At 37.9% G+C, this 20,618-nt stretch carries 14 protein-coding genes and 1 pseudogene; 9 read left to right on the top strand and 6 right to left on the bottom strand.

What is annotated here, in order from left to right:
• Positions 1 to 8 precede the first annotated feature (8 nt).
• Positions 9 to 1,556 carry a flavin-containing monooxygenase gene (locus AC1PJ9_RS15465; protein WP_311087767.1) on the bottom strand — a complete coding sequence of 516 codons (1,548 nt, stop codon included), beginning with the start codon at positions 1,554 to 1,556 and terminating at the stop codon, positions 9 to 11.
• 121 nt (positions 1,557 to 1,677) lie between these two features.
• Between AC1PJ9_RS15465 and AC1PJ9_RS15460 the strand changes: the two genes are divergently transcribed.
• The 4 genes and pseudogenes from AC1PJ9_RS15460 to AC1PJ9_RS15445 all read left to right on the top strand — a co-directional run.
• Positions 1,678 to 2,697, top strand: coding sequence for an AraC family transcriptional regulator (locus AC1PJ9_RS15460; protein WP_311087766.1), 1,020 nt, complete (start codon positions 1,678 to 1,680; stop codon positions 2,695 to 2,697).
• Positions 2,698 to 2,780: 83 nt separating this feature from the next.
• Positions 2,781 to 3,923, top strand: a complete 1,143-nt coding sequence (gene zapE, locus AC1PJ9_RS15455; RefSeq protein WP_151789524.1) for a cell division protein ZapE — start codon at positions 2,781 to 2,783, stop codon at positions 3,921 to 3,923.
• A 370-nt stretch (positions 3,924 to 4,293) separates the two neighbouring features.
• The gene (locus AC1PJ9_RS15450; protein ID WP_311087765.1) at positions 4,294 to 6,459 is read left to right on the top strand and encodes a malate synthase G; all 2,166 of its coding nucleotides are present in this window, start codon (positions 4,294 to 4,296) and stop codon (positions 6,457 to 6,459) included.
• Positions 6,460 to 6,561: 102 nt separating this feature from the next.
• Positions 6,562 to 6,675 (top strand): annotated as a pseudogene (locus AC1PJ9_RS15445) (GNAT family N-acetyltransferase); the annotation flags it as partial.
• 84 nt (positions 6,676 to 6,759) lie between these two features.
• On the opposite strand, the gene AC1PJ9_RS15440 reads toward AC1PJ9_RS15445, so the two are convergent.
• The 5 genes from AC1PJ9_RS15440 to AC1PJ9_RS15420 form a co-directional block, all read right to left on the bottom strand.
• Positions 6,760 to 7,173: an ExbD/TolR family protein gene (locus AC1PJ9_RS15440; RefSeq protein WP_311087764.1), complete on the bottom strand. Its 414-nt coding sequence runs from the start codon at positions 7,171 to 7,173 to the stop codon at positions 6,760 to 6,762.
• A 19-nt stretch (positions 7,174 to 7,192) separates the two neighbouring features.
• Entirely contained in the window at positions 7,193 to 7,615 is a 423-nt protein-coding gene (locus AC1PJ9_RS15435) for an ExbD/TolR family protein (RefSeq protein WP_000525862.1), read from the bottom strand.
• Positions 7,616 to 7,630: 15 nt separating this feature from the next.
• Entirely contained in the window at positions 7,631 to 8,524 is an 894-nt protein-coding gene (locus tag AC1PJ9_RS15430; RefSeq protein WP_311087763.1) for a MotA/TolQ/ExbB proton channel family protein, read from the bottom strand.
• A 41-nt stretch (positions 8,525 to 8,565) separates the two neighbouring features.
• Positions 8,566 to 9,288, bottom strand: coding sequence for an energy transducer TonB (locus AC1PJ9_RS15425; protein WP_151683013.1), 723 nt, complete (start codon positions 9,286 to 9,288; stop codon positions 8,566 to 8,568).
• Positions 9,289 to 9,399: 111 nt separating this feature from the next.
• Positions 9,400 to 12,072, bottom strand: a complete 2,673-nt coding sequence (locus AC1PJ9_RS15420) for a TonB-dependent receptor (RefSeq protein WP_311087762.1) — start codon at positions 12,070 to 12,072, stop codon at positions 9,400 to 9,402.
• Positions 12,073 to 12,848: 776 nt separating this feature from the next.
• Between AC1PJ9_RS15420 and AC1PJ9_RS15415 the strand changes: the two genes are divergently transcribed.
• From AC1PJ9_RS15415 to AC1PJ9_RS15395, 5 genes are read left to right on the top strand one after another with little or no spacing between them, the layout of a single operon-like run.
• A complete protein-coding gene (locus AC1PJ9_RS15415; RefSeq protein ID WP_311087761.1) occupies positions 12,849 to 14,639 on the top strand; it encodes an ABC transporter substrate-binding protein in 1,791 nt (596 codons plus the stop codon).
• A 15-nt stretch (positions 14,640 to 14,654) separates the two neighbouring features.
• On the top strand, positions 14,655 to 16,478 hold the full coding sequence (locus tag AC1PJ9_RS15410; protein WP_311088066.1) for an ABC transporter substrate-binding protein: 1,824 nt from the start codon (positions 14,655 to 14,657) through the stop codon (positions 16,476 to 16,478).
• Positions 16,479 to 18,512 (top strand): M3 family metallopeptidase, encoded by a 2,034-nt coding sequence (locus AC1PJ9_RS15405; protein WP_311087760.1) that lies wholly within the window; start codon positions 16,479 to 16,481, stop codon positions 18,510 to 18,512.
• A 12-nt stretch (positions 18,513 to 18,524) separates the two neighbouring features.
• Positions 18,525 to 19,463 (top strand): ABC transporter permease, encoded by a 939-nt coding sequence (locus tag AC1PJ9_RS15400; RefSeq protein ID WP_039251373.1) that lies wholly within the window; start codon positions 18,525 to 18,527, stop codon positions 19,461 to 19,463.
• Between the two features lie 7 nt (positions 19,464 to 19,470).
• Positions 19,471 to 20,613: an ABC transporter permease gene (locus AC1PJ9_RS15395; protein ID WP_311087759.1), complete on the top strand. Its 1,143-nt coding sequence runs from the start codon at positions 19,471 to 19,473 to the stop codon at positions 20,611 to 20,613.
• Positions 20,614 to 20,618: the final 5 nt, after the last annotated feature.

The following is a 20,618-nucleotide window of genomic DNA, read 5'->3' as shown; positions in this document are numbered from 1 at the left end:
CGAACATATTAGGCTGCATAGCTCTTAGAGCATTTATTTAATAGCAAATAATCTTTGGGATTCACTTTACGGGTTTCTAACCAATATTTCCAAGTATAAGTTGGCCATAAAGAGAAGTTCTTCCCATCAGCAGCCTGATACCAACTATTACAGCCACCTGCTTGCCATACAGTACCTTGAAGTTGTTTCTGTATTCTTTCATTGAAGCTATCTTGGACTTCCGGTTTAATTTCTATCGCGTGTTGACCAGATTTATCGACAAGTTCAATCAGTTGTAAAATATAATTAACTTGTGACTCGATCATAAAAATAACTGAGTTATGACCTAAAACAGTATTTGGTCCAACGAGTTGAAATAGGTTGGGAAAATTCTTGGTCATAATCCCATAATAACTTTCTGCACCATCTTTCCAAGCCTGTTTTAATTCAATTTGATTACGACCAATACAAGTAAAATGTTTTAAGTAAATGCGTGGTTCTGTAATAAAGCCAGTTCCATAAATCAGACAATCAATAGGTCTTTCTTTTCCATCTTTTGTAATAATGCTGTGCTCTTTAATTTCTTGTATACCATCCGTCACTAATTCAACATTTTTACGATTAAATGTCGGGAAGTATTTATTTGAAATAAGAATACGTTTACAACCCATCACAAAGTCTGGTGTAAGTTTCTTAGCTAATTCTTTATCTTTGACTTGGAAACGTATGAAAGTCTCAGCTAATTTTTGCCCATATTTCATGATTTGCGGCTGAACTATAGGAACAACACGTGATTCATTACTCCAATAAAGGCGGCTGCGATGAATTTTTCTGTAAAGATTAGATGTTTTAAATAGAGTTTTACTCAAACTGGAGTATTTACGTTCATCTCGTGGAATAACCCATGCGGCTGTTCTTTGAAAGACATATAGTTGTTTAACATCTTTGGCTATTTCAGGAATATATTGAATTGCGCTACCACCTGTACCAATAGATGCGACTGACTTTCCGTTTAAGTCATAGTCATGTTCCCACTGTGATGAGTGAAAGACTTTACCTTTAAACTTTTCGATACCGCTAATATGAGGGATTTGTGGAATATGTAAGGGGCCAGAGGCAAATACTACAAATTGTGCTTCTAGAGAAGGTTGGTTTGTAAAGTCTAACGTCCATACATGGCGCGTTTCATCATACTGAACATGATTAACTTCATGATTAAATTTACAGTAGTTTTTAATTTGATATTTTTTGGTTATATCTTGAATATAATCAAAAATTTCCGGTGCTTCCGCATAACGTTTTGACCAGTCAGTTTTAGGTGCAAAAGATAGAGAGTACATATGTGACTGGACGTCACATGCAGCTCCCGGATATCGATTTTCTCGCCATGTTCCACCAACGTCATTAGATTTTTCTAAAATAAGAAAATCTGTTTGTTGATTCTGTAATAGACGAATAGCCATTGCAAGGCCACCGAATCCAGCACCAATAATTGCGATTTTAGTTTTTTGAATAGCGTTTTGTTTTGCACTGAGCATTGTAAACCCTGCATATGCTGTAAAGAGGATTGTAAGCAAGCCTAACGTTTTTTGATCAGTTTAAACATGATTGTATCGACGTGAAAATTGATAGATTCGGCAATTAATTTTATTACTTCTTTATAGTAAAACATTTCAGTCTAGAGAAATTGATTGAAGAATGAAACGATCGGCACTTGGTTTAATCTATTTAATTCAAGGAATGCGCAATGCGGGCATTGATGTCGACTCACGTTTGGCAGATATCGGTATTAAAGTAGATTCCTTGGACCCCAGTTCAACAATTCATGACAGTTTAGAATGGGATATTCAACAAATTATTAGTGAAAATGTTGATCCTGAAAAAGGATTATTCATTGGGCAGCACTATGCATTAGCAGGTTATGGCCCTTTGTTAATGCTACTTGTAACAAGTCAAGATATACAAACCGCCTTAGAAAAAGGCATAAAGTATCAAAAACTTACTCATTTATTTGGTACTTTGAGCTTACAAGAAACTGAAAATCATATTATTTTGAACTATTTACCTGTCGATTTAAAAACAGAAAACGGTTTACTTCGTGCCCAATGTGAAATTTCGGGGACCTATAAGTTTATTCAGGATATTTATACCATGATGGGCTTAACCATGCCTCATATGCGTATAGATGTACCGTTTCCCAAACCAAATAATACAGATACCGTTGCTCAATATTTCTCATATTATGGAGATGATCTGCATTTTAATTCTACACATGCAGCATTTAGCCTAAGTAAGAATGTGCTTGGAATAAAAATTCCTACAGCAGATATCATTACTCATCGTATCTATGAAGCTAAATGTATTAAAGAAATAAAACGATTAAATGAGCAAGATCATCAAATACCACCCATTATTCAATATGTGCAAGATTATCTAGAGCTACAACAAGGAATTATCCCGAGCATGGCGGAAACCGCTTTTGCTTTAAAAATGCCTGAAAGGACATTAAGGCATCAATTGCAGCAGCTTAATACGAGTTATAAACAAATTCGTGAACAGATTATTAAGAATAAGGCGCTTAAACTTATGGAATATAAAGAATATTCAATAGAGGTTATTGCTGAATCGCTTGGCTATTCTGAACCTGCAGCTTTTAATCATGCATTTAAAAGATGGTTTGGGCAGAGCCCTCGGCAATATGGAAAGGAGTTTTACTGAGCGTAACTCTTGATGCTAAAAGCTAATGTGGTCGGACAAAATGTTCGCTATACTCTCTTCAGTTAAAATTGAAATAAAATGATATGTTAAATTTAAAATCTTCTCATAGTACTGCATTTACCCCTTCTTCCCCAGCAGAGCGCTATGCTGAGGCATTGGCTTCAGGCCAGTTTATGGCAGATGAAGCACAAGCACAGGCAGTGCAAGAATTAGATCGTGTATGGAAAGAACTTTTAAATCGTTATAAGGCTTCTAAAAAAGCTTTCCGTCGTTTTCGCCGTCAAACCTCACCAAAGGGTGTATATATGTGGGGCGGTGTAGGACGTGGCAAAACTTGGCTTATGGATCAATTTTACGAATCTGTACCGTTTCGCCGTAAAACACGTATGCATTTCCATCACTTTATGCAACATGTTCATAAAGAATTAAATAAACTTTCTGGTCAACGTAATCCACTCGATATCGTGGCTGATCAAATCTATAAAGATGCTGTTGTTATTTGTTTCGATGAGTTCTTCGTTTCAAACGTAACAGATGCAATGATCTTGAGTGATTTATTCCAGAAGTTATTTGTTCGCGGTGTGACACTCATTGCAACTTCAAACATTGCACCAGACGGTTTGTATAAAAACGGGATTCATCGTGATCGCTTTATTCCTACAATTGAAATGGTTAAAAAGAACTGTGTCGTTTTAAATGTAGACGCAGGTGTGGATTACCGTTTACGTGTTTTAAAACAAGCTCAATTGTTTAAATCACCACTGGGCAATGAAGCTCAAAACTGGATATCAGAGCGTTATACAGCTTTAACTCATACTCAAACGAATTCTCATGAACCGATTGTGATCAATAACCGTGTTGTTGAAACACTAGGTCATACAGAAGATGTTTTATGGTGTGAGTTCTCTGAACTTTGTTTAAAGCCGCGTAGTCCTGCAGACTTTATTGAAATTGCCAATATTTATAATACGGTTCTGGTGAGTAATGTTCCGCACTTAACTGACTTCTTGTCAGAAGGTACACGTCGTTTTATTTATCTAGTCGATGAATTTTATGACCGTGGCGTGAAGTTACTCTTAACTTCTCAAGACAGCATTATTGATATCTATCAAGGCGAGAAATTAGCTTTTGAAATTGAACGTACTCGTTCTCGTTTATTAGAAATGCAATCAGATGAGTATTTGCATTCTGAGCATCGTCATATTGATGCTACTAAAACTTCTTAAGAAATGAGATATAAAAGAGCGCTCTAAATAGGGCGCTTTTTTTACAACAAAAATAGATAAATTTAGCTAAATAATACTTTTTCATTGTGCAAAGTTTGATATAACTAAATACGCTTTAGAAAAAATAAGATAGTGAAACTTTTTGTATGTTAACAAAAAGTCTAGTTTCAGTATCTTTCAATATTGAATAAATTGTTGGGAAACCTAGTTAGAATTTTAATATTTTCCTATATAGAAAAATTTATCTTTGTCAATAGTTTTGCAAGGGAAAATGCTTACTATTTAGGAATGTGATATTAGTATTCAGCTTAATTTAAATCGGTATACTAGGTTTCTCTTGGTATAAAAAGTAGCAACTTCAGGAAAGACAATGACTGCACGTATTCAAAAAGGCAAGTTAGCGATTGCTAAAGAACTTTACGATTTTATCGAAAATGAAGCTTTACCAGGTTCTGGTTTAGATAGTGAAACTTACTGGAAGAACTTTGAGCAAGTTGTTGTCGATCTTAGCCCAAAAAATAAAGCGTTATTGGCTAAGCGTGATGAATTACAAGCAAAAATTGATGAATGGCACCGTAATAACAAATTTGAATTATGTGCTTATAAAGCGTTTTTAACTGAAATTGGTTATTTATTACCAGAAGTTGAAGATTTCCAGATCACAACTGAAAACGTAGACGAAGAAATTGCATTATTGGCAGGTCCGCAGTTAGTAGTGCCTGTACGTAATGCACGTTATTGCTTAAATGCAGCAAACGCACGTTGGGGTTCTTTGTACGATGCACTTTACGGCTTCGATGTAATTTCAGAAGAAGGTGGTGCTGAAAAAGGGAAAGGATATAACCCTGTACGCGGTGCTAAGGTAATTGAGTTCGCTAAGAATTTCTTAAATGAAGTTTTCCCGCTTGCTCAAGGCTCACATGCAGATGCAACTAAATATGCAATTGAACAAAATAAACTTGTTGTAACTTTAAAAGATGGTTCAAAAACAGGTTTAGCTCATGAAGCTCAATTTGTTGGTTTCAATGGTGAAGAAGCAAATCCTTCAGAGGTTGTACTTTTAAGTAATGGCTTGCATGTCATTATTGAAATTGATGCGAATAGCCCAATTGGTCAAACTGATTTAGCAGGTGTTAAAGATTTAACACTTGAAGCTGCGGTAACCACAATTCAAGATTTGGAAGACTCTGTTGCAGCTGTAGATGCAGAAGAAAAAGTTGAAGGTTACCGTAACTGGTTAGGTTTAATGAAGGGTACACTTCAAGAATCTATCGAAAAGAATGGTAAAACAATTGTCCGTGCATTAAGCAAAGATCGCGAAATTAAAAATTTAATTGGTGGAACAACAAAGCTTCATGGTCGTTCACTTATGTTACTTCGTAACGTAGGTCACTTAATGACGAACCCAGCTATTTTGGTAGATGGTGAAGAAATTTTCGAAGGTATTATGGATGCATTGGTAACACCATTGTTATCAGTTGCTGATATCCGTAGTACAAACGAAAATAAAAACTCTCGTAAAGGGTCTATGTATATTGTTAAGCCAAAAATGCATGGTCCAGAAGAAGTTGCTTTTGCTGTTGAATTATTTGAACGCGCTGAGCAAGCACTAGGTTTACCAGCGAAATCTTTAAAAATCGGTATTATGGATGAAGAACGCCGTACATCTGTAAACTTGAAAAACTGTATTGCTGCTGCTAAAGATCGCACTATCTTTATTAACACTGGTTTCATGGACCGTACAGGTGATGAAATCCATACTTCTATGGAAGCTGCACCAGTTGTTCGCAAAGAAGCGGTTAAAACACAAAAATGGATTGCTGCTTACGAAAACCGTAACGTTGCAATTGGCTTGAAATGTGGTTTACAAGGTAAAGCTCAAATTGGTAAAGGCATGTGGCCAAAACCAGATAGCATGAAAGATATGTTGGCAACTAAAGCTGCTCATCCAAATGCTGGTGCTTCATGTGCTTGGGTACCATCACCAACTGGTGCTGTACTTCATGCGATGCATTACCATCAAGTAAATGTAAAAGCACGTCAAGATCAGTTGAAAGCTGAAGAAATGTTGTCATTAGATGACCTATTAACACCTCCATTTGCACCTGATACAAACTGGTCAGCGGAAGAGATCAACAATGAACTTGAAAATAACTGCCAAGGTATTTTAGGTTACGTTGTTCGTTGGGTTGACTTAGGTGTAGGTTGTTCAAAAGTTCCTGATATTAACAATGTGGGCTTAATGGAAGACCGTGCGACATTACGTATTTCTTCTCAACACGTTGCGAACTGGCTACGTCACGGTATTGTGACTCGTGAACAAGTTGAAGAAGTGCTTAAACGCATGGCAAAAATTGTTGATGAGCAAAATGCGAATGACCCATTGTATAAACCAATGGCAGCTAACTTTGAAACGAATATTGCTTTCCAAGCCGCTTCTGACCTTATCTTTAAAGGTTGTGAACAGCCTTCAGGTTATACTGAACCGTTACTTCATGCTGCTCGTTTAAAGTTAAAAGGTTATACAGGTGACTAATTTTAACCTGTCATAAGAAAAGCCTCTTCGGAGGCTTTTTTATTTTCGGTATATTTTGTGTTTACAGATAAGGCGTGAATTTATAAATAAAGGATTTCAAGTTTGATTAACTTAAAAAATCTCGATCGTGAGAATTGGATTCAATGTGCAAAGTTGTCGTTGGATGAAGCCCAAAAGGACTATGTTGCACCAAATGTATATTCTATTGCTGAGTCTTGAATATTTCGCTTCAAAAAAAACGCTAACTGAAGATTCAAGTTAGCGCAGGAGTTAATAGAGTTAAATAGATTAAAAGCAATATTAGTTACTGCTCACAATTCCAATTTTAGTGACACCTAAACGCTGTGCTGTAGCCATGACCATTGCTACATTTTTATATTCAGCCATCTGGTCTGGTTTAAGTTTGATCTGGTCTTGATCTTTTTTGGCAACAACACCTTGAAATAATGTCTCTAGAGCCTTGCGGTCAGAAACCTCTTGGTTATTCCAAAATACTTTGCCTGCTGTATCAATCCTTACATCAATCACTTCAGGTGGCTTTTCATTTGTTGGTGGCGGTGTGCCATTTGGCAAATTAATATTAATCGCGTTGTTTGGTGCAGGTATGGTAATAATAAACATGATAATGAGTACCAACATGACATCAATAAGAGGTGTCATGTTGACTTCTAACATCACATCATCATCATTATTTGAACCGACATTCATACCCATAAGATTCTCCTTAAAATAGTTACGGGGAGGCTGGAGGGGTAGTAACAAAGGCAATTTTGCCAATACCAGCTTGTTTGGTCGTACTAATGACCTGATCTATCGCTTCAAAATGAGTAAGCTGATCTCCTCGAATATGTACCTCCGGCTGCGGTCTTTTTTGTGCCACAGCCTGTAATTTTGCTAACAATATTTCTTTATTAGGTACATAACTTTCGTTCCAGAAAATATCTCCTTTCTTATTCACTGAAAGTTGAATATTTTCAGGTGTAGTTGCGTACGGCGTATTTTTTTCTTCTGGCAGTTTCACCGGAACTGTATGAGTAACTACCGGAATAGTAATCAGAAAAATAATAAGTAAAACCAACATGACATCAACTAGAGGCGTCGTGTTAATTGTTCCAATCATTTCGTCATCATCTTCAGAACCAACACTCATACCCATAATGTTTGCTCCTGATTATTTAATGCTGCGGTTAACTGAATTATTGGTATTAATTTCACCGCTTAATAAAACTGCATGTAAATCTGAACCAAACGAACGGACGTTTTCCATTACTGCTTTATTGCGACGAGTCAACCAGTTGTAACCAAGTACAGCCGGTACTGCGACTGCAAGACCAATAGCTGTCATAATCAGAGCTTCACCAACTGGACCTGCAACTTTATCAATAGACGCCTGACCTGAGATCCCGATTGCAGTTAACGCGTGGTAAATTCCCCAGACTGTTCCGAATAGGCCCACGAAAGGTGCCGTAGAACCTACAGTTGCTAAAAAGGCTAAACCGCCACCTAAATGGTTTTGTACTTTCTCAATTGCACGTTGTATTGAAATGCTCACCCAAGTATTGAAGTCAATGCGTTCCAGTAAAGAACCGCCGTGTGACTTAGTTGAGTTAATGCCTTTTTCTGCAATAAAACGATATGCACTACTTTGTTCTAGACCATCAGCGGCATTATCTAAAGAAGTAGCTTCCCAAAAACTTTTTTCGGCTTCTTTACCTTGGCGTTTTACTTTTGCTTGTTGTAAGAATTTAGAGACAATGATGTACCACGTACCAATAGACATCAGTACGAGTATAAATAGGGTAGACTTAGCAACTAAATCGCCTTCACGCCAAAGAGCTTCCAGACCATAAGGGTTTTTAACAGTTTCACTGCTTGCAGGCTTTGGAGGTGGAGTTGGTGTATTTGCGTTTGAAGTTGCGTTTGAAGTTGCTTCTGTAGTTGCGGTTGCAACAGGAGTATTGCTCGTTTCTTCTGCAAAAGCTGTACTTAATGGGAGCAATGAGCATGCTGCGATTAAACTTGCAGAAGCGAAACGTACGAGTGGTTGAGTTGATTTTTTCATCATATTATCTCCAATATTTTTAATTTCTGATTAATTCAATTTGTTCATTCAATTACGAAAGGATATTCAATTTCATACCAGTCCTGCTGAGGCACACCATCTTTCATTGCTGGTTTGAATGTACATAGGCTGTAAGCTTTAGTTGCTGCTTTATCTAAGGTTTTGCTGCCACTTGATTTTTTCACCTTCGCATCAATCACTTTGCCGGAAGTATCAACTAAAACACGTATGCGCACCGTACCTTGTTCTTCATTCATCAGTGCTTCACGTGGATATTCCGGTTTTTCACAACCTGCGGAACCTTCTGAAACGCCACGAGTCACGCCAGCTGGTTTAGGCGCTGGTGCGGCTGCCGCTGGAGCAGGTGCTGCAACTGGACTTGGTGATGGTGCACTAGGTGCAGCCGGCGCGGCTGGAGCAGGAGTCGCAACTTTAGTTGGCTGAGCTACCGGAGTGGTTTTTTGTACCGGTGTCGCTACTTTCTCAACCTGTTTAGGTGGCTCAGGAACCTTGGCAACTTTTTCGACCATTTTTGGTGGCTCTGGTGGTTTTTCCTTAGGTTTTGGCTCCTCCGGTTTTGGTGGAGGAGGTGGCTTAATATCCTGAATAATTTGTAATTCCACAGGTTTTTCTGCTGGTTTTTGAATATTGTTTGCTAAACCTGACATCAGAATATAGGCAACAAGAAGATGCAGAAAAAGCACTGCGGCAATACCAATAAGGCGTTTGGCAGATTTATTTTCTATGTCTGTAAAAGTCATGCCCATAGTTACTCCTGAAACTGTAGACAAACAATTTTTTAAAATGACTGTTTGGCTAAGAATGAGTATTTGTTCTGCAAATTAACTTTTTGAAGGTTATATTTGCAGAACAACCATTTAGAACTTATATGTACCTCGTACAAAGTAAGTACGTCCTAAAGGATCTGCGTAACGTGGGTCATATCCCATTTGGAAGTTATCAATTACGTTAGAAGCAGGTGGGTCTTCATCAAATATATTTTTAATGCCTGCTGTTAACTCTAGGTTTTTAAAGCCTTTGTAAGTCCCTGAAATATTGTAGGTTGTATAGTCACTTACTCTATGGTTCTGATCATTCGCGTTTTGATCTTGATAACCACGTGAGAAGTTTTGTTGTAGATTTAAAGCCCAGTTCTCATAGTTCCAGTTTAAGTTGGCGGTATGTTTCCAGCGTAGAATAATCGATTGATAATCTAAGCCGCTATATGACCCTGCAACACCTTTCCAGTCACCATCTGGTTCTGCTTGATATTTGTAGTCAGTGATATATGTACCATCAATATTGAAACCAAATCGACCTGTGGCAGTCATTGGTGAAACCCAACTTAAGCCCACATCAAAACCAGATGTTTTAATACCACCTAAATTTTGTTGTGTAGTAATAATATAATTTAGTGAACCGTCAGCATTACGTACAAATTTGTCTCCATATTTCACAGGATCTGCAAATATAGCTGCTTCGGATAGTGTGGCAATTTGTTTATCTACTTCTATATTGAAATAATCAAGAGTGAAGGCTAAATTTTTAACAGGTTCAAATACTAAACCTGCTGTAAAAGATTTAGATTCTTCTGGATTTAAACTCTTATTCCCACCGTTTTGACGTTTGAACTGCATATTACAGTCGCGTTCTTGTTTACCACCAGGTTGTACAACTCCTCCAGGACAAAGTGCTGGGTCGTCATATGTTGCACCAGTATTTGTGACAGAGTTCGGGCCATTAACCTCCCAAAGTGTAGGAGCTCTGAAACCTGTACTATAAGTGGTTCGGAACATTAACTGTTTAATCGGTTCCCAACGAAGTGCAAATTTTGGATTGAACGTATCACCAAAGTCATTGTAGTCATCATATCGAGCAGCAATTTGAGCTTCTAAAGTTTTGTGCAGTGGAATATGAAATTCGGTAAATACCGATTTGATATTACGATCACCCTTATTTTCTGGTTCGTCTGGATCAGTACCCGTACTAGGAGCTAGTCGAGCAACATCCGCAACTACCTTTGAAGTCCAATCTTCATAACGATAGCTTGCTCCAACAGCGAACCCAACATCACCTGCTGGTAGTTTGAAAATAGGTCGACTTGCAGTGAAATCAACTGTGGTTGTGTCTAGGTTGGCTTTTAAATATTTGCCCTTAACACCGAGTTGATCCCATACACCAGCATCTTCAGCGTTCTGAGGTCCGAATGGATTTAAGGTGCCATTGTTTAAAGCTTCTTGAGTTTTGTCATAGTTTAAATATCCACTCAAGATTGCATCGGAGGCACTGCTATGTGCATAGGTCACCCCTGAATTGATATCCCAACCATGTGTTTCACCTTCAATACCCGCAAATATCCGGTGTGATTGATTAATACTATTACTTACACGATTACCAGCTTGTGAACGTAAATAAAGATCGATAGGACCCGATGCTCCAGCAAGAGCAGGGGTTATCCCATTTCCTGGGTAATATTTACTGTTAGGGTCTAGGCTTAAATCAAAAAATACGTCTGGTGCGACTGAAGTGGTAACCTCATTTCTTGCATATAAATATTCGGCAATTGCATTAAAATTATCGCTGAGTTTAAAAGTCGCACGGCCCATTACAGAAATGTCTTCTGTTTTTGGAACTATTCCAATAACCGCTTGGCTGTTATATCTACAAGTTTTGCCATCAGGACTGCTGACTAGAGGGTCATTGCTACAACCTATAGATGCATAAGGATTGCCTAAACCTGGAACATTGGCAGGGAATGAACCACTACTGGTTTTATTTACACCTAATTCAGGTAAGATGCCTCCGCGTCGACTGACTTTACGGTCTTGGGCCATGACATCATCGCCTTTTCGGTAATCGACAACCCCAAAAACGTTATAGCCATTTTCCTCTAAGTCACCAAAACCACCGAAAATGCTATAGTCTTGTTGATCTCCACCTTTTTCTTCTGGTTTTTGATATCCAGCGGTTAGGTTAAGACCTGTAAACTGTTTTTTAGTAATGAAGTTGATAACCCCACCGATTGCATCTGTTCCATAAATGGAAGAAGCACCATCACGTAAAACTTCAATACGGTCTAACATAGCGAGTGGAATAATATTTAAATTTGTCACCCCACTATCGTATGCATTAGCAGCTAATCTACGACCATTCAGCAAAATAAGTGTCTTGTTTGCACCTAAAGCTCTCAGGTTTGCTGCTGACCCCACAGTTTTACTAGCGCCCACATTGCTAGCAGTTACGAAGTTTGATTGGTTTGCACTAATCTTGGCTAAGGCTTCTTCAGTTGATGTTACCCCTTGTTTTAAAATTTCATCAACTTTTACAACAGTAATTGGTGAAGCACTTTGAGCAGCAACGCCTTTGATTGAAGAACCTGTAACGGCAACTTTCACAACTTTTGCTGGTTTATCATCATTACTTGTTTGTTTGGTTTCTGCTGCTTGTGCCATGGTAAGACACATCATGCTTAAACTAAGGGTACTTAATTTAAGTATTGTCTTGCCGATCTTGGGGGTTACCTGAGATCGAACATTGTATTTTTTTTTCATCGTGGACGTGATCCCTTTTTGTTGTAGTTAGCGATATTGCTGGAATGTTTTTAAGCAAAGCAAGTGCCAACTATATATTTTTCTTTTTTTAGTTTATGCAAAATATTGATAAATATTGATTTTATTATGTTTGAGGGCAGTGCCTCTGTTTCTTTTGAAGTTAAATAAATTTTCCGTTTGGCAAATTTTTTTATATTGGCTAAAAGTTTCAAATTTATTTGTATAAAAAATATACATTAATGGACACTTCACATACTTAATAAATAAAAATGTATCGTTTTAGAACTTTATTATATGTAATGTTATACTATTTGTTGCAAGATTTTTTTATATAACTTTATTTAATTATCAATGTATTAAGTTAATATTTCCCCTTAAGTGTAAATGGATTAATATGATGCATAATGAATCATCAATGTATTTTTTTTGTGCATTTAAGATGTTAAATGATTAACATATACAAATATAATATTTGGCAAAAAGTAACTTTTATTTATATAGTTCAAACGGATTTAAGTACCTAATAAAAATATGAATTTCGAATAATCTTAAATATTTTATTATGAATACTCATAGATGGCATGAAATTCGCTTTATATTCAGTAGTTACAAAACACTGGGTACTTGAATTTATTTTTCCATTTGATCAAATAAAAAGATGATAAAGGAAAGTGAATTCCAAATCCCAAATAGGCCTATCTGCTGAAAAAAGAACTTTTCTTATGCGGATTTAGATGTTACTCAAAAGGTTAATATCTTTTAAAAAAATTAGTTATGTGGATATGAACTTGAAATTAAAATTTTTTAAGCTCGCCATTTTAAGTTTGGCTATTACATCAATTCCATGTGCTTATGCAATTACACCAGCACAACCAAACAAGATTTTGCATGTTGCCTATGAAGCACCTGATGACGGTTTTGACATGGTTAAAACCACCAATTTCTATAGTGCAAGTATTGCAGAAGCTATTTTTGAACCTCTACTCAAATACGATTATTTAGCACGTCCACTACAACTGGTTCCTTATACGGCTGAAAGCATGCCGAAGGTTGAGCAAGACGGTAAAGTTTATATATTTAAAATTAAGCCAGGTATTTATTTTACGGATGATCCTGCCTTTAAAGGCAAGCGCCGTGAATTGGTGGCCGAAGATTATGTTTATTCAATTAAACGTATTTTAGACCCTAAAAATAGAGCACCTTCCGTTTCTTTTCTGGATGGAAAATTAGTGGGTGCTGATGCAGTTGTAGCTCAAGCAAAGAAAACTGGAAAGTTTGATTATGCCGCGCCAATTGCAGGGCTTAAAGCTACTGATCGATATACCCTACAGTTTACCTTAACTCGCCAAGATTTTAATTTTCCTTATATTCTTGCCTATATTACGTTTGGTAGCGTTGCTAAAGAGGTTGTTGATTATTACGGTGATCGTATTGGCATGCATCCAGTAGGTACCGGACCGTACATGTTAAGTAAATATGTTCCAAGAAGTAAGGTCGAATTGGTTGCCAATCCTGATTATCGTGGTTTCGTCTGGAATTTTAAGTCAACAGGAACGCCTTGGGACAACCAACTTGTTAAGGAAATGTCTGGAAAGAAAATGCCACAAATTGGCAAAGTTGTAGTGAGCATTATTGAAGAACAACAGTCGCGGTGGTTAGCCTTTCAATCGGGTCAATTAGATTTTGACAAACTTACAGCAGATGCCGTTCCTCAAGCGTTAGATGGCAATCAACTTAAAGCTTCTTTTCAAAAAAGAGGCATTAAACATTTTCCATATAAAGAACCTGAAATGACCTATACCATGATGAATATGCGTGATCCTGTCATTGGTGGTTTTAGTCCAGAAAAAATTGCGCTTCGTCGAGCAATTACTTTGGCCTATGACCAAAAAGAAAGCATAAAACAGGCATATAAAGGTCAGGCAGTGAGAGCAGAAATGTTCATACCTGAAGGTGTAAACGGATATAACCCGAAGTATAAAAGTAGCGTAGGATATAATCCGCGGCTAGCAAATAAACTGCTTGATTATTATGGTTATAAAAAAGGGGCTGATGGCTATCGGACCTTACCAAATGGCAAACCTTTAGTTTTAAAAATTAATAATGAAAATAGCTCAGCATCAGTTATTCATTCTGAACTCTGGAAAAAAAATCTAGACGCGATTGGCATTCGTGCTGACTTTAAAGTAAGTAATTTTGCAGATAACTTAAAAGCCGCAACTCAATGTAAATATATGATGTGGAGCGGGGCATGGATTGCTGACTATCCCGAAGGAGATAATTTTGCACAATTATTATATGGACCAAATGCTGGACAGGGAAACCATGCTTGTTATCAGTCTAAAACATATGACGCTCTTTATACTCAGGCCATTCATTTACCACCGCAACAACGTCTACCATATTATGAAAAGCTTAATCGCCAGATTGAAGCTGACAATCCTTGGATTATTCATGTAACTCGAATTCGTAATTGGTTGATACGACCACAAGTTCAGGGTTTTAAACCTCACCCGATGATGAATACAAACTGGCAATATCTTGATATTACCCCTATTAAAAAATAATTTTAGATAAAGATCATCATGACTGAAAATTTAAAACAAAAGCTCAAGCACTGTAGTGTAGGTCTATTATTTGCCAGTATGGCATTAACGGGTACCACGACTATTTTTGCAAAAAGCCCAGCCGATCCAAATAAAGTTTTACATTATACGTTCCCAACAGCTGAAACAGGTTTCGACCCAGCGTATATCCATGACTTATATTCGGCACATGTAACCACTTCAATATTTGAAACTTTATATACCTATGACTATTTAGCAAGGCCAGCAAAGCTTATTCCCCAAATCGCAACCGCTATGCCAGAAGTGAGTGCAGATGGTCTGACTTATACTATTCACATTAAAAAAGGTATTTATTTTACACCGGACCCTGTTTTTAAAGGTAAACCTAGAGAGTTAACGGCTTACGATTATGCGTACTCTTTTAAGCGTTTATTGGACCCAAATTTACGTTCGCCAAATAGCTGGTTGTTGGAGAACAAAATTGAAGGTATGGATGCTTTAGTACAATCAGCCAGTAAAACAGGAAAGTTTAACTATGATCAAAGTGTGAGTGGTTTACAAACACCTGATAAGTACACCTTGGTTATTCGGTTAGTGAAGCCTGATTATAACTTTCCGTTATTACTGGCACATGACCCTACAGGGGCTGTAGCGCGTGAAGTTATCGAAAAATATAAAGATAAATCTGGCTTTGTTATGGGGCATCCAGTAGGAACAGGACCTTATATGCTCAGTAAGTGGGTGCCTGCTTCGCGTATTGTTTTAAAAGCGAATCCTGATTATCGCGGTTTTACTTGGAACTTTGTAGCCAGTAGTGCTGAGGACCAAGCAATTGTGAAACGCCTCAAAGGTAAACAAATGCCTCAAATCGGCACAATTGATATTCAGGTAATGGAAGAAAACCAGTCACGATGGTTGGCATTCCAGCGTGGTGAAGTTGATATCATTCAACTTGAAGGTCAATTAGTCTCGAAAGCCATTAAAGACGGCAAGTTAAGACCTGAACTTGCAAAAGATGGTGTGCATTTATCGCGTATTGTTGATCCGGAAATTAGTTACAACTATTGGAATCTTAAGAATCCTGTTGTCGGAGGAATGAGTAAAGAAAAAATTGCTTTACGCCGTGCAATTGCAATGTCTCGTTCAATAGATCAAGAAATTAAATTAGTACGTAATAGTGATGCTGAGCGTCTACATTTTCCAGTACCGCCAGGTGTGGTGGGTTCTGATCCGCAATATAGAAGCAGTACCCCATATTCGGTAAAAGCAGCAAACTTACTATTAGATCGATATCACTATAAAAAAGATGCATCAGGATGGCGTACACAACCAAATGGCAAGCCTCTAGTCATTGAATATATGGCGCGTAATGACAGTATTGGTCAGCAAAGCGCTGAGCTTTGGAAAAAGAACTTTGACAGTTTGAATATCCGTATGATGTACAAGCCTATGCTCTTTTCAGACCTCATTCGGGCACAAAAACAGTGTGACGGAATGTTTGGCTCTTCTGCATGGATTGCCGATTATCCAGATGGCGATAATTTTATGCAGAATTTTTATGGCCCCAACACTCATATGACCAACTGGTCTTGCGGTTCAATACCAGAGTTTGATCAATTATACCGTCAGTCTCAACAGATTAAGCCAGGCCCAGAACGCGACGTGATTTATCGAAAAATGACACGTTTGTTAGAAGTGTATATGCCAGTGCAAGTGTTGTATGCACGTTATAGAAATATGTTGGCTCAACCAAGAATCATTGGATATAAGAAGCATCCGATTTTACATGCTGAATGGATGTACTTCGATATTGATACAAATACGAAATCTAATCATTAAATGAAAAAAATTGGAGATATGATGAAAAATAACACGCTGAAAATGACTAGTTTATGTATGTTGACCATAGGTATAAGTCAGTTTGCATCGGCAGAGATGACACGTGCGACGTTACCATTACTTAAAGCAGAGCAACTTCCCACATGGTGCGATTCTAATTTAAAAAAAATCCAGCAAGAGATTTCAAGTTTTGAAAAAATACCTGCTAAAACCGATGCTGCCGCCGCTCCGATATTAGCAAAGTGGGATAAAATTTTTGCTCATCTTGAAGACTTTTCAGGACCCATAGGTCTATATAGTAATGTAGACCCAGATGCGGAATTACGTAAGGCAGCCGAAGACTGCGAAATTAAAATTAATCAGTTTCATACTGATATATTCCAAAATTCAAAATTATATAACGTAATTAAAAATACAAAAGCGACTGATCCGATAGATAAAAAATACCGTCAGGATATTCTGGATCAGTTTGAAGACACGGGGGTTCAATTAGAACCAGCAAAACGTGCAAGAATGAAAGCCATTCTGGATGAGTTGACTAAACTCGAACAAGAATATAACCGCAATATTCGTGATAACCCTGAAAAACTTGAATTTACTCCTGAAGAAATGAAAGGGCTGCCAGAAAGTTATATTTCAGGGTTAAAGAAAAATACCAAAGGTAACTATCTATTAGGTTTTGAGTATCCGGAATATCGTCCATTTATGGAATTGGCTGATAATGATGATGCCAGAAAAAGATACCAGATTGCCTTTACACGACGTGGTACTGAACAAAACTTAAAACTACTCAAACAGGCAGTAGATTTACGTTATGAGCTTGCGCAGTTATTTGGAAAAGCAAGTTATGCAGATTGGGTGTTAAAAGACCGTATGGCAAAAACGCCCGAAGCTGTAAATCAGTTTTTGGCAGAAGTACAGAAAACGGTCGCACCACTTGAGCGCAAAGAAGTAGAAGAGCTCCGAGCATTTAAAGCACAAACTTTAAAAACACCATTAGATAAAACCGAGATCACACGTTGGAGTGAAGCTTACTGGAGTGAGAAACTTCGTAAGAGCAAATATCAAATTGATCAGGAAAAGCTTCGTGATTATTTCCCAACTTTAGCGGCACAAAAATGGTTATTTGCTATTTCATCTGACCTTTATGGTATTGATTTTAAACCTGTCAAAGTGAAAGCATGGCAGAGCGAAGTTGAATATTACGATGTAGTCGATAAAAAGACAGGAAAACTTCTAGGCGGTCTATATATGGATAAATTCCCTCGCGAAGGGAAATATGGCCATGCCGCTGTTTGGGGAGTATATGGTGGTAGCACTTTAACCAACCGATTGCCAGTTTCAGCACTCGTCACGAACTTTAACCGTAAAGGTTTAAATAGTGACGAGCTCGAAACTTTTGTTCATGAATTTGGTCATGCTTTACATGGCATTTTATCTAATACCCGCTATGCAAGTCAGTCTGGAACATCTGTAGAGCGTGACTTTGTAGAAGCACCATCTCAAATGTATGAAGAGTGGGCACGACGTAAAGAGACTTTATCTAAAGTGGCTGATTATTGTGATCCAGCATGCCCACGAGTTGATGATGAACTAATTGCCCGTTTAAAAGCAGTACATAACTATGGGCGCGGTTTACGTTATGCACGTCAGACGCTTTATGCACAGTACGATATGGCGCTTCATACCGCCGACGCTTTAAAAGTAAAACCTTTAGAAACTTGGCAAAAAATGGAAGCAGCTACAGCCTTAGGTTATGTGCCAACAACAGAGTTTCCAGGACAGTTTGGACACTTAATGGGTGGCTATCAAGCAGGTTACTACGGTTATATGTGGTCTGAAGTTTTAGCTCTAGATATGCTTTCTGCTTATGGTGAAAACCTTAATAACCCACAAGTCGGACAACGTTACCGTCAAACGATTTTATCTCAGGGTAGCCAAAAACCGGCAGCTGAATTGGTTAAAGATTTCCTTGGTCGTGATCCTGACAATAAAGCATTCTTTAATGAAATTACCGGACAACGGGTTAAATAAGGAATTATCACTATGCTGGCATATGTTATTCGGCGTTTATGGCAGATGATTCCAACCATGTTGGGAGTAGTACTGTTTATCTTTATTCTTTTTAACTGGGTGGGTGGAGATCCAGCCTATATTCTGGCAGGTAAGATGTCTAATCCTGAGCAGATTGAAAATATTCGTAAACAACTAGGTGTCGATCAGCCTTATTACGTTCAGCTCTGGATTTTTATTAAACAGATTCTCACTTTTGACTATGGCGCAAGTTGGAGTACGGGGGAACCTGTTTCACAAATTATTTTAACTCGCTTGGGGCCTTCGCTAACGCTGTTAATTCCACTCACTATTTTACAAACCGTTATTTCAATTGGCTTAGCTTTGGCTGTATCGGCAGTACGTGGCACTTTAACAGATCGTATGGTCATGATGTTATGTACCATTGGTATGTCGATTAGTATCTTGGTTTATATTATTGTTTTTCAATATGTTCTGGCTTATCAGTTAAGTTGGTTTCCAGTACAGGGCTGGAGCGATAACTTTACCGATAATTTATTTAAGTTCGCCTTGCTTCCAATTTTAATTATGTTGGTGGTGAGTATTGCACCTACTTTAAGGTTATACCGTAGTTTTGTGCTAGATGAGATTAACCAAGATTATGTTAGAACGGCACGTGCTAAAGGTGTAGGTGAAAGCCGAATTTTAGGTGTACATGTTTTACGTAATGCCTCAATTCCTATTATTACCGATGTGATGGCGACTTTGCCTGCGTTGCTCATAGGTGCATTTTTAATTGAACGTTTTTTTGGTATTCCCGGTATTGGTCGAGAAGTAATTATTGCGGTTGAGCGAAGTGATTTTCCTGTGATTAAAGCAATTACAGTGTATATCGCAGCTGCAACCATGATTTTTAACTTGATTGCCGATTTAGTCTACAAAGTGGTTGATCCACGTGTACAGTTGAAGTAGGTGGGTTATGCTAAGTGTTCTATCAAAAAGAAAATTACAAACCCAGACAGCTCCTGCTTCAGCGGGTTTATGGCGCCTTGCAATGCGCCGCCTTCGGGCTGATAAAATTGCAATCGCATCGCTCATTGTTGTGCTGTTCTATTTGATCGTATTGCTATTATCATTTACGGGAGTGATTGCATCGGACTGGAACAAAGAAGTTGCGGTCAGTTATGCACCCCCTACATTTATAGGTGCAGATAAGACAACTGAAGCTTTGAAAAGTACAACCGCTGTAGATGAGGAATTACCGGAAAACCCAGTCGATCCCTTAAAAGATGTCATTCACCAACTTAAGGCTGAAATTAAACAAGAAAAGAGCTCTGGAAGTGCAATTGATTATTATGGTGTAGTTGACCCGCTGGCTGATGATATGAAAGCAATTGATCAGCAACTCGGTGGACATTTACTCGATCAACAAAGTGAACTAAAAAGTACCCTTATCTTTGGAGCTGACAAATGGGGACAAGATGTTCTTAAAAAGACCATTAAAGGTGCTGAAACTTCAATTATTGTAGGGCTAGTTTCAGCAGTGCTCGCAGTGACATTAGGCACATTATTAGGTGCAATTTCAGGGTACTTTGGTGGTTGGGTAGATGACATCCTTAACTGGTTTTATAACATTTTTACTTCCATTCCATATTTATTATTAGTTCTTGCGATAGCTGCCGTACTGCAACAAAAGGGAATTTTATCTATTGTTCTGATTTTAGGTTTAACGGGCTGGACAGGTGTTTACCGTTTAATTCGTGCTGAGTATATGAAACATACCGCCCGTGAATATGTTCTGGCCGCCAAGGCAATTGGTGTTGGGCATTTCCGTCGTATATTCATTCATATTTTTCCTAATGTCAGCCATATTGCTTTGGTTCAAATGTCGATTTTGGTGGTTTCTTTTATTAAATCGGAAGTTATTTTGAGTTTCTTAGGTTTCGGTGTGCCAGTAGGCGTAGTGTCTTGGGGCAGTATGTTAAATGAAGCTCAAAGTGAACTTCTTTTAGGAAAATGGTGGCAGCTTGTTGCAGCCTCTGTAGCAATGGCTGTTTTGGTTACGGCATTTTCAATGTTTACTGATGCACTGCGTGATGCATTAGATCCAAAATTAAAATAAGAGGA

The sequence above is a fragment of the Acinetobacter sp. 70_2 genome (assembly GCF_056736115.1).
The sequence above is the reverse complement of the archived record's forward strand: the minus strand, read 5'-3'. Positions and strand labels throughout refer to the sequence as shown.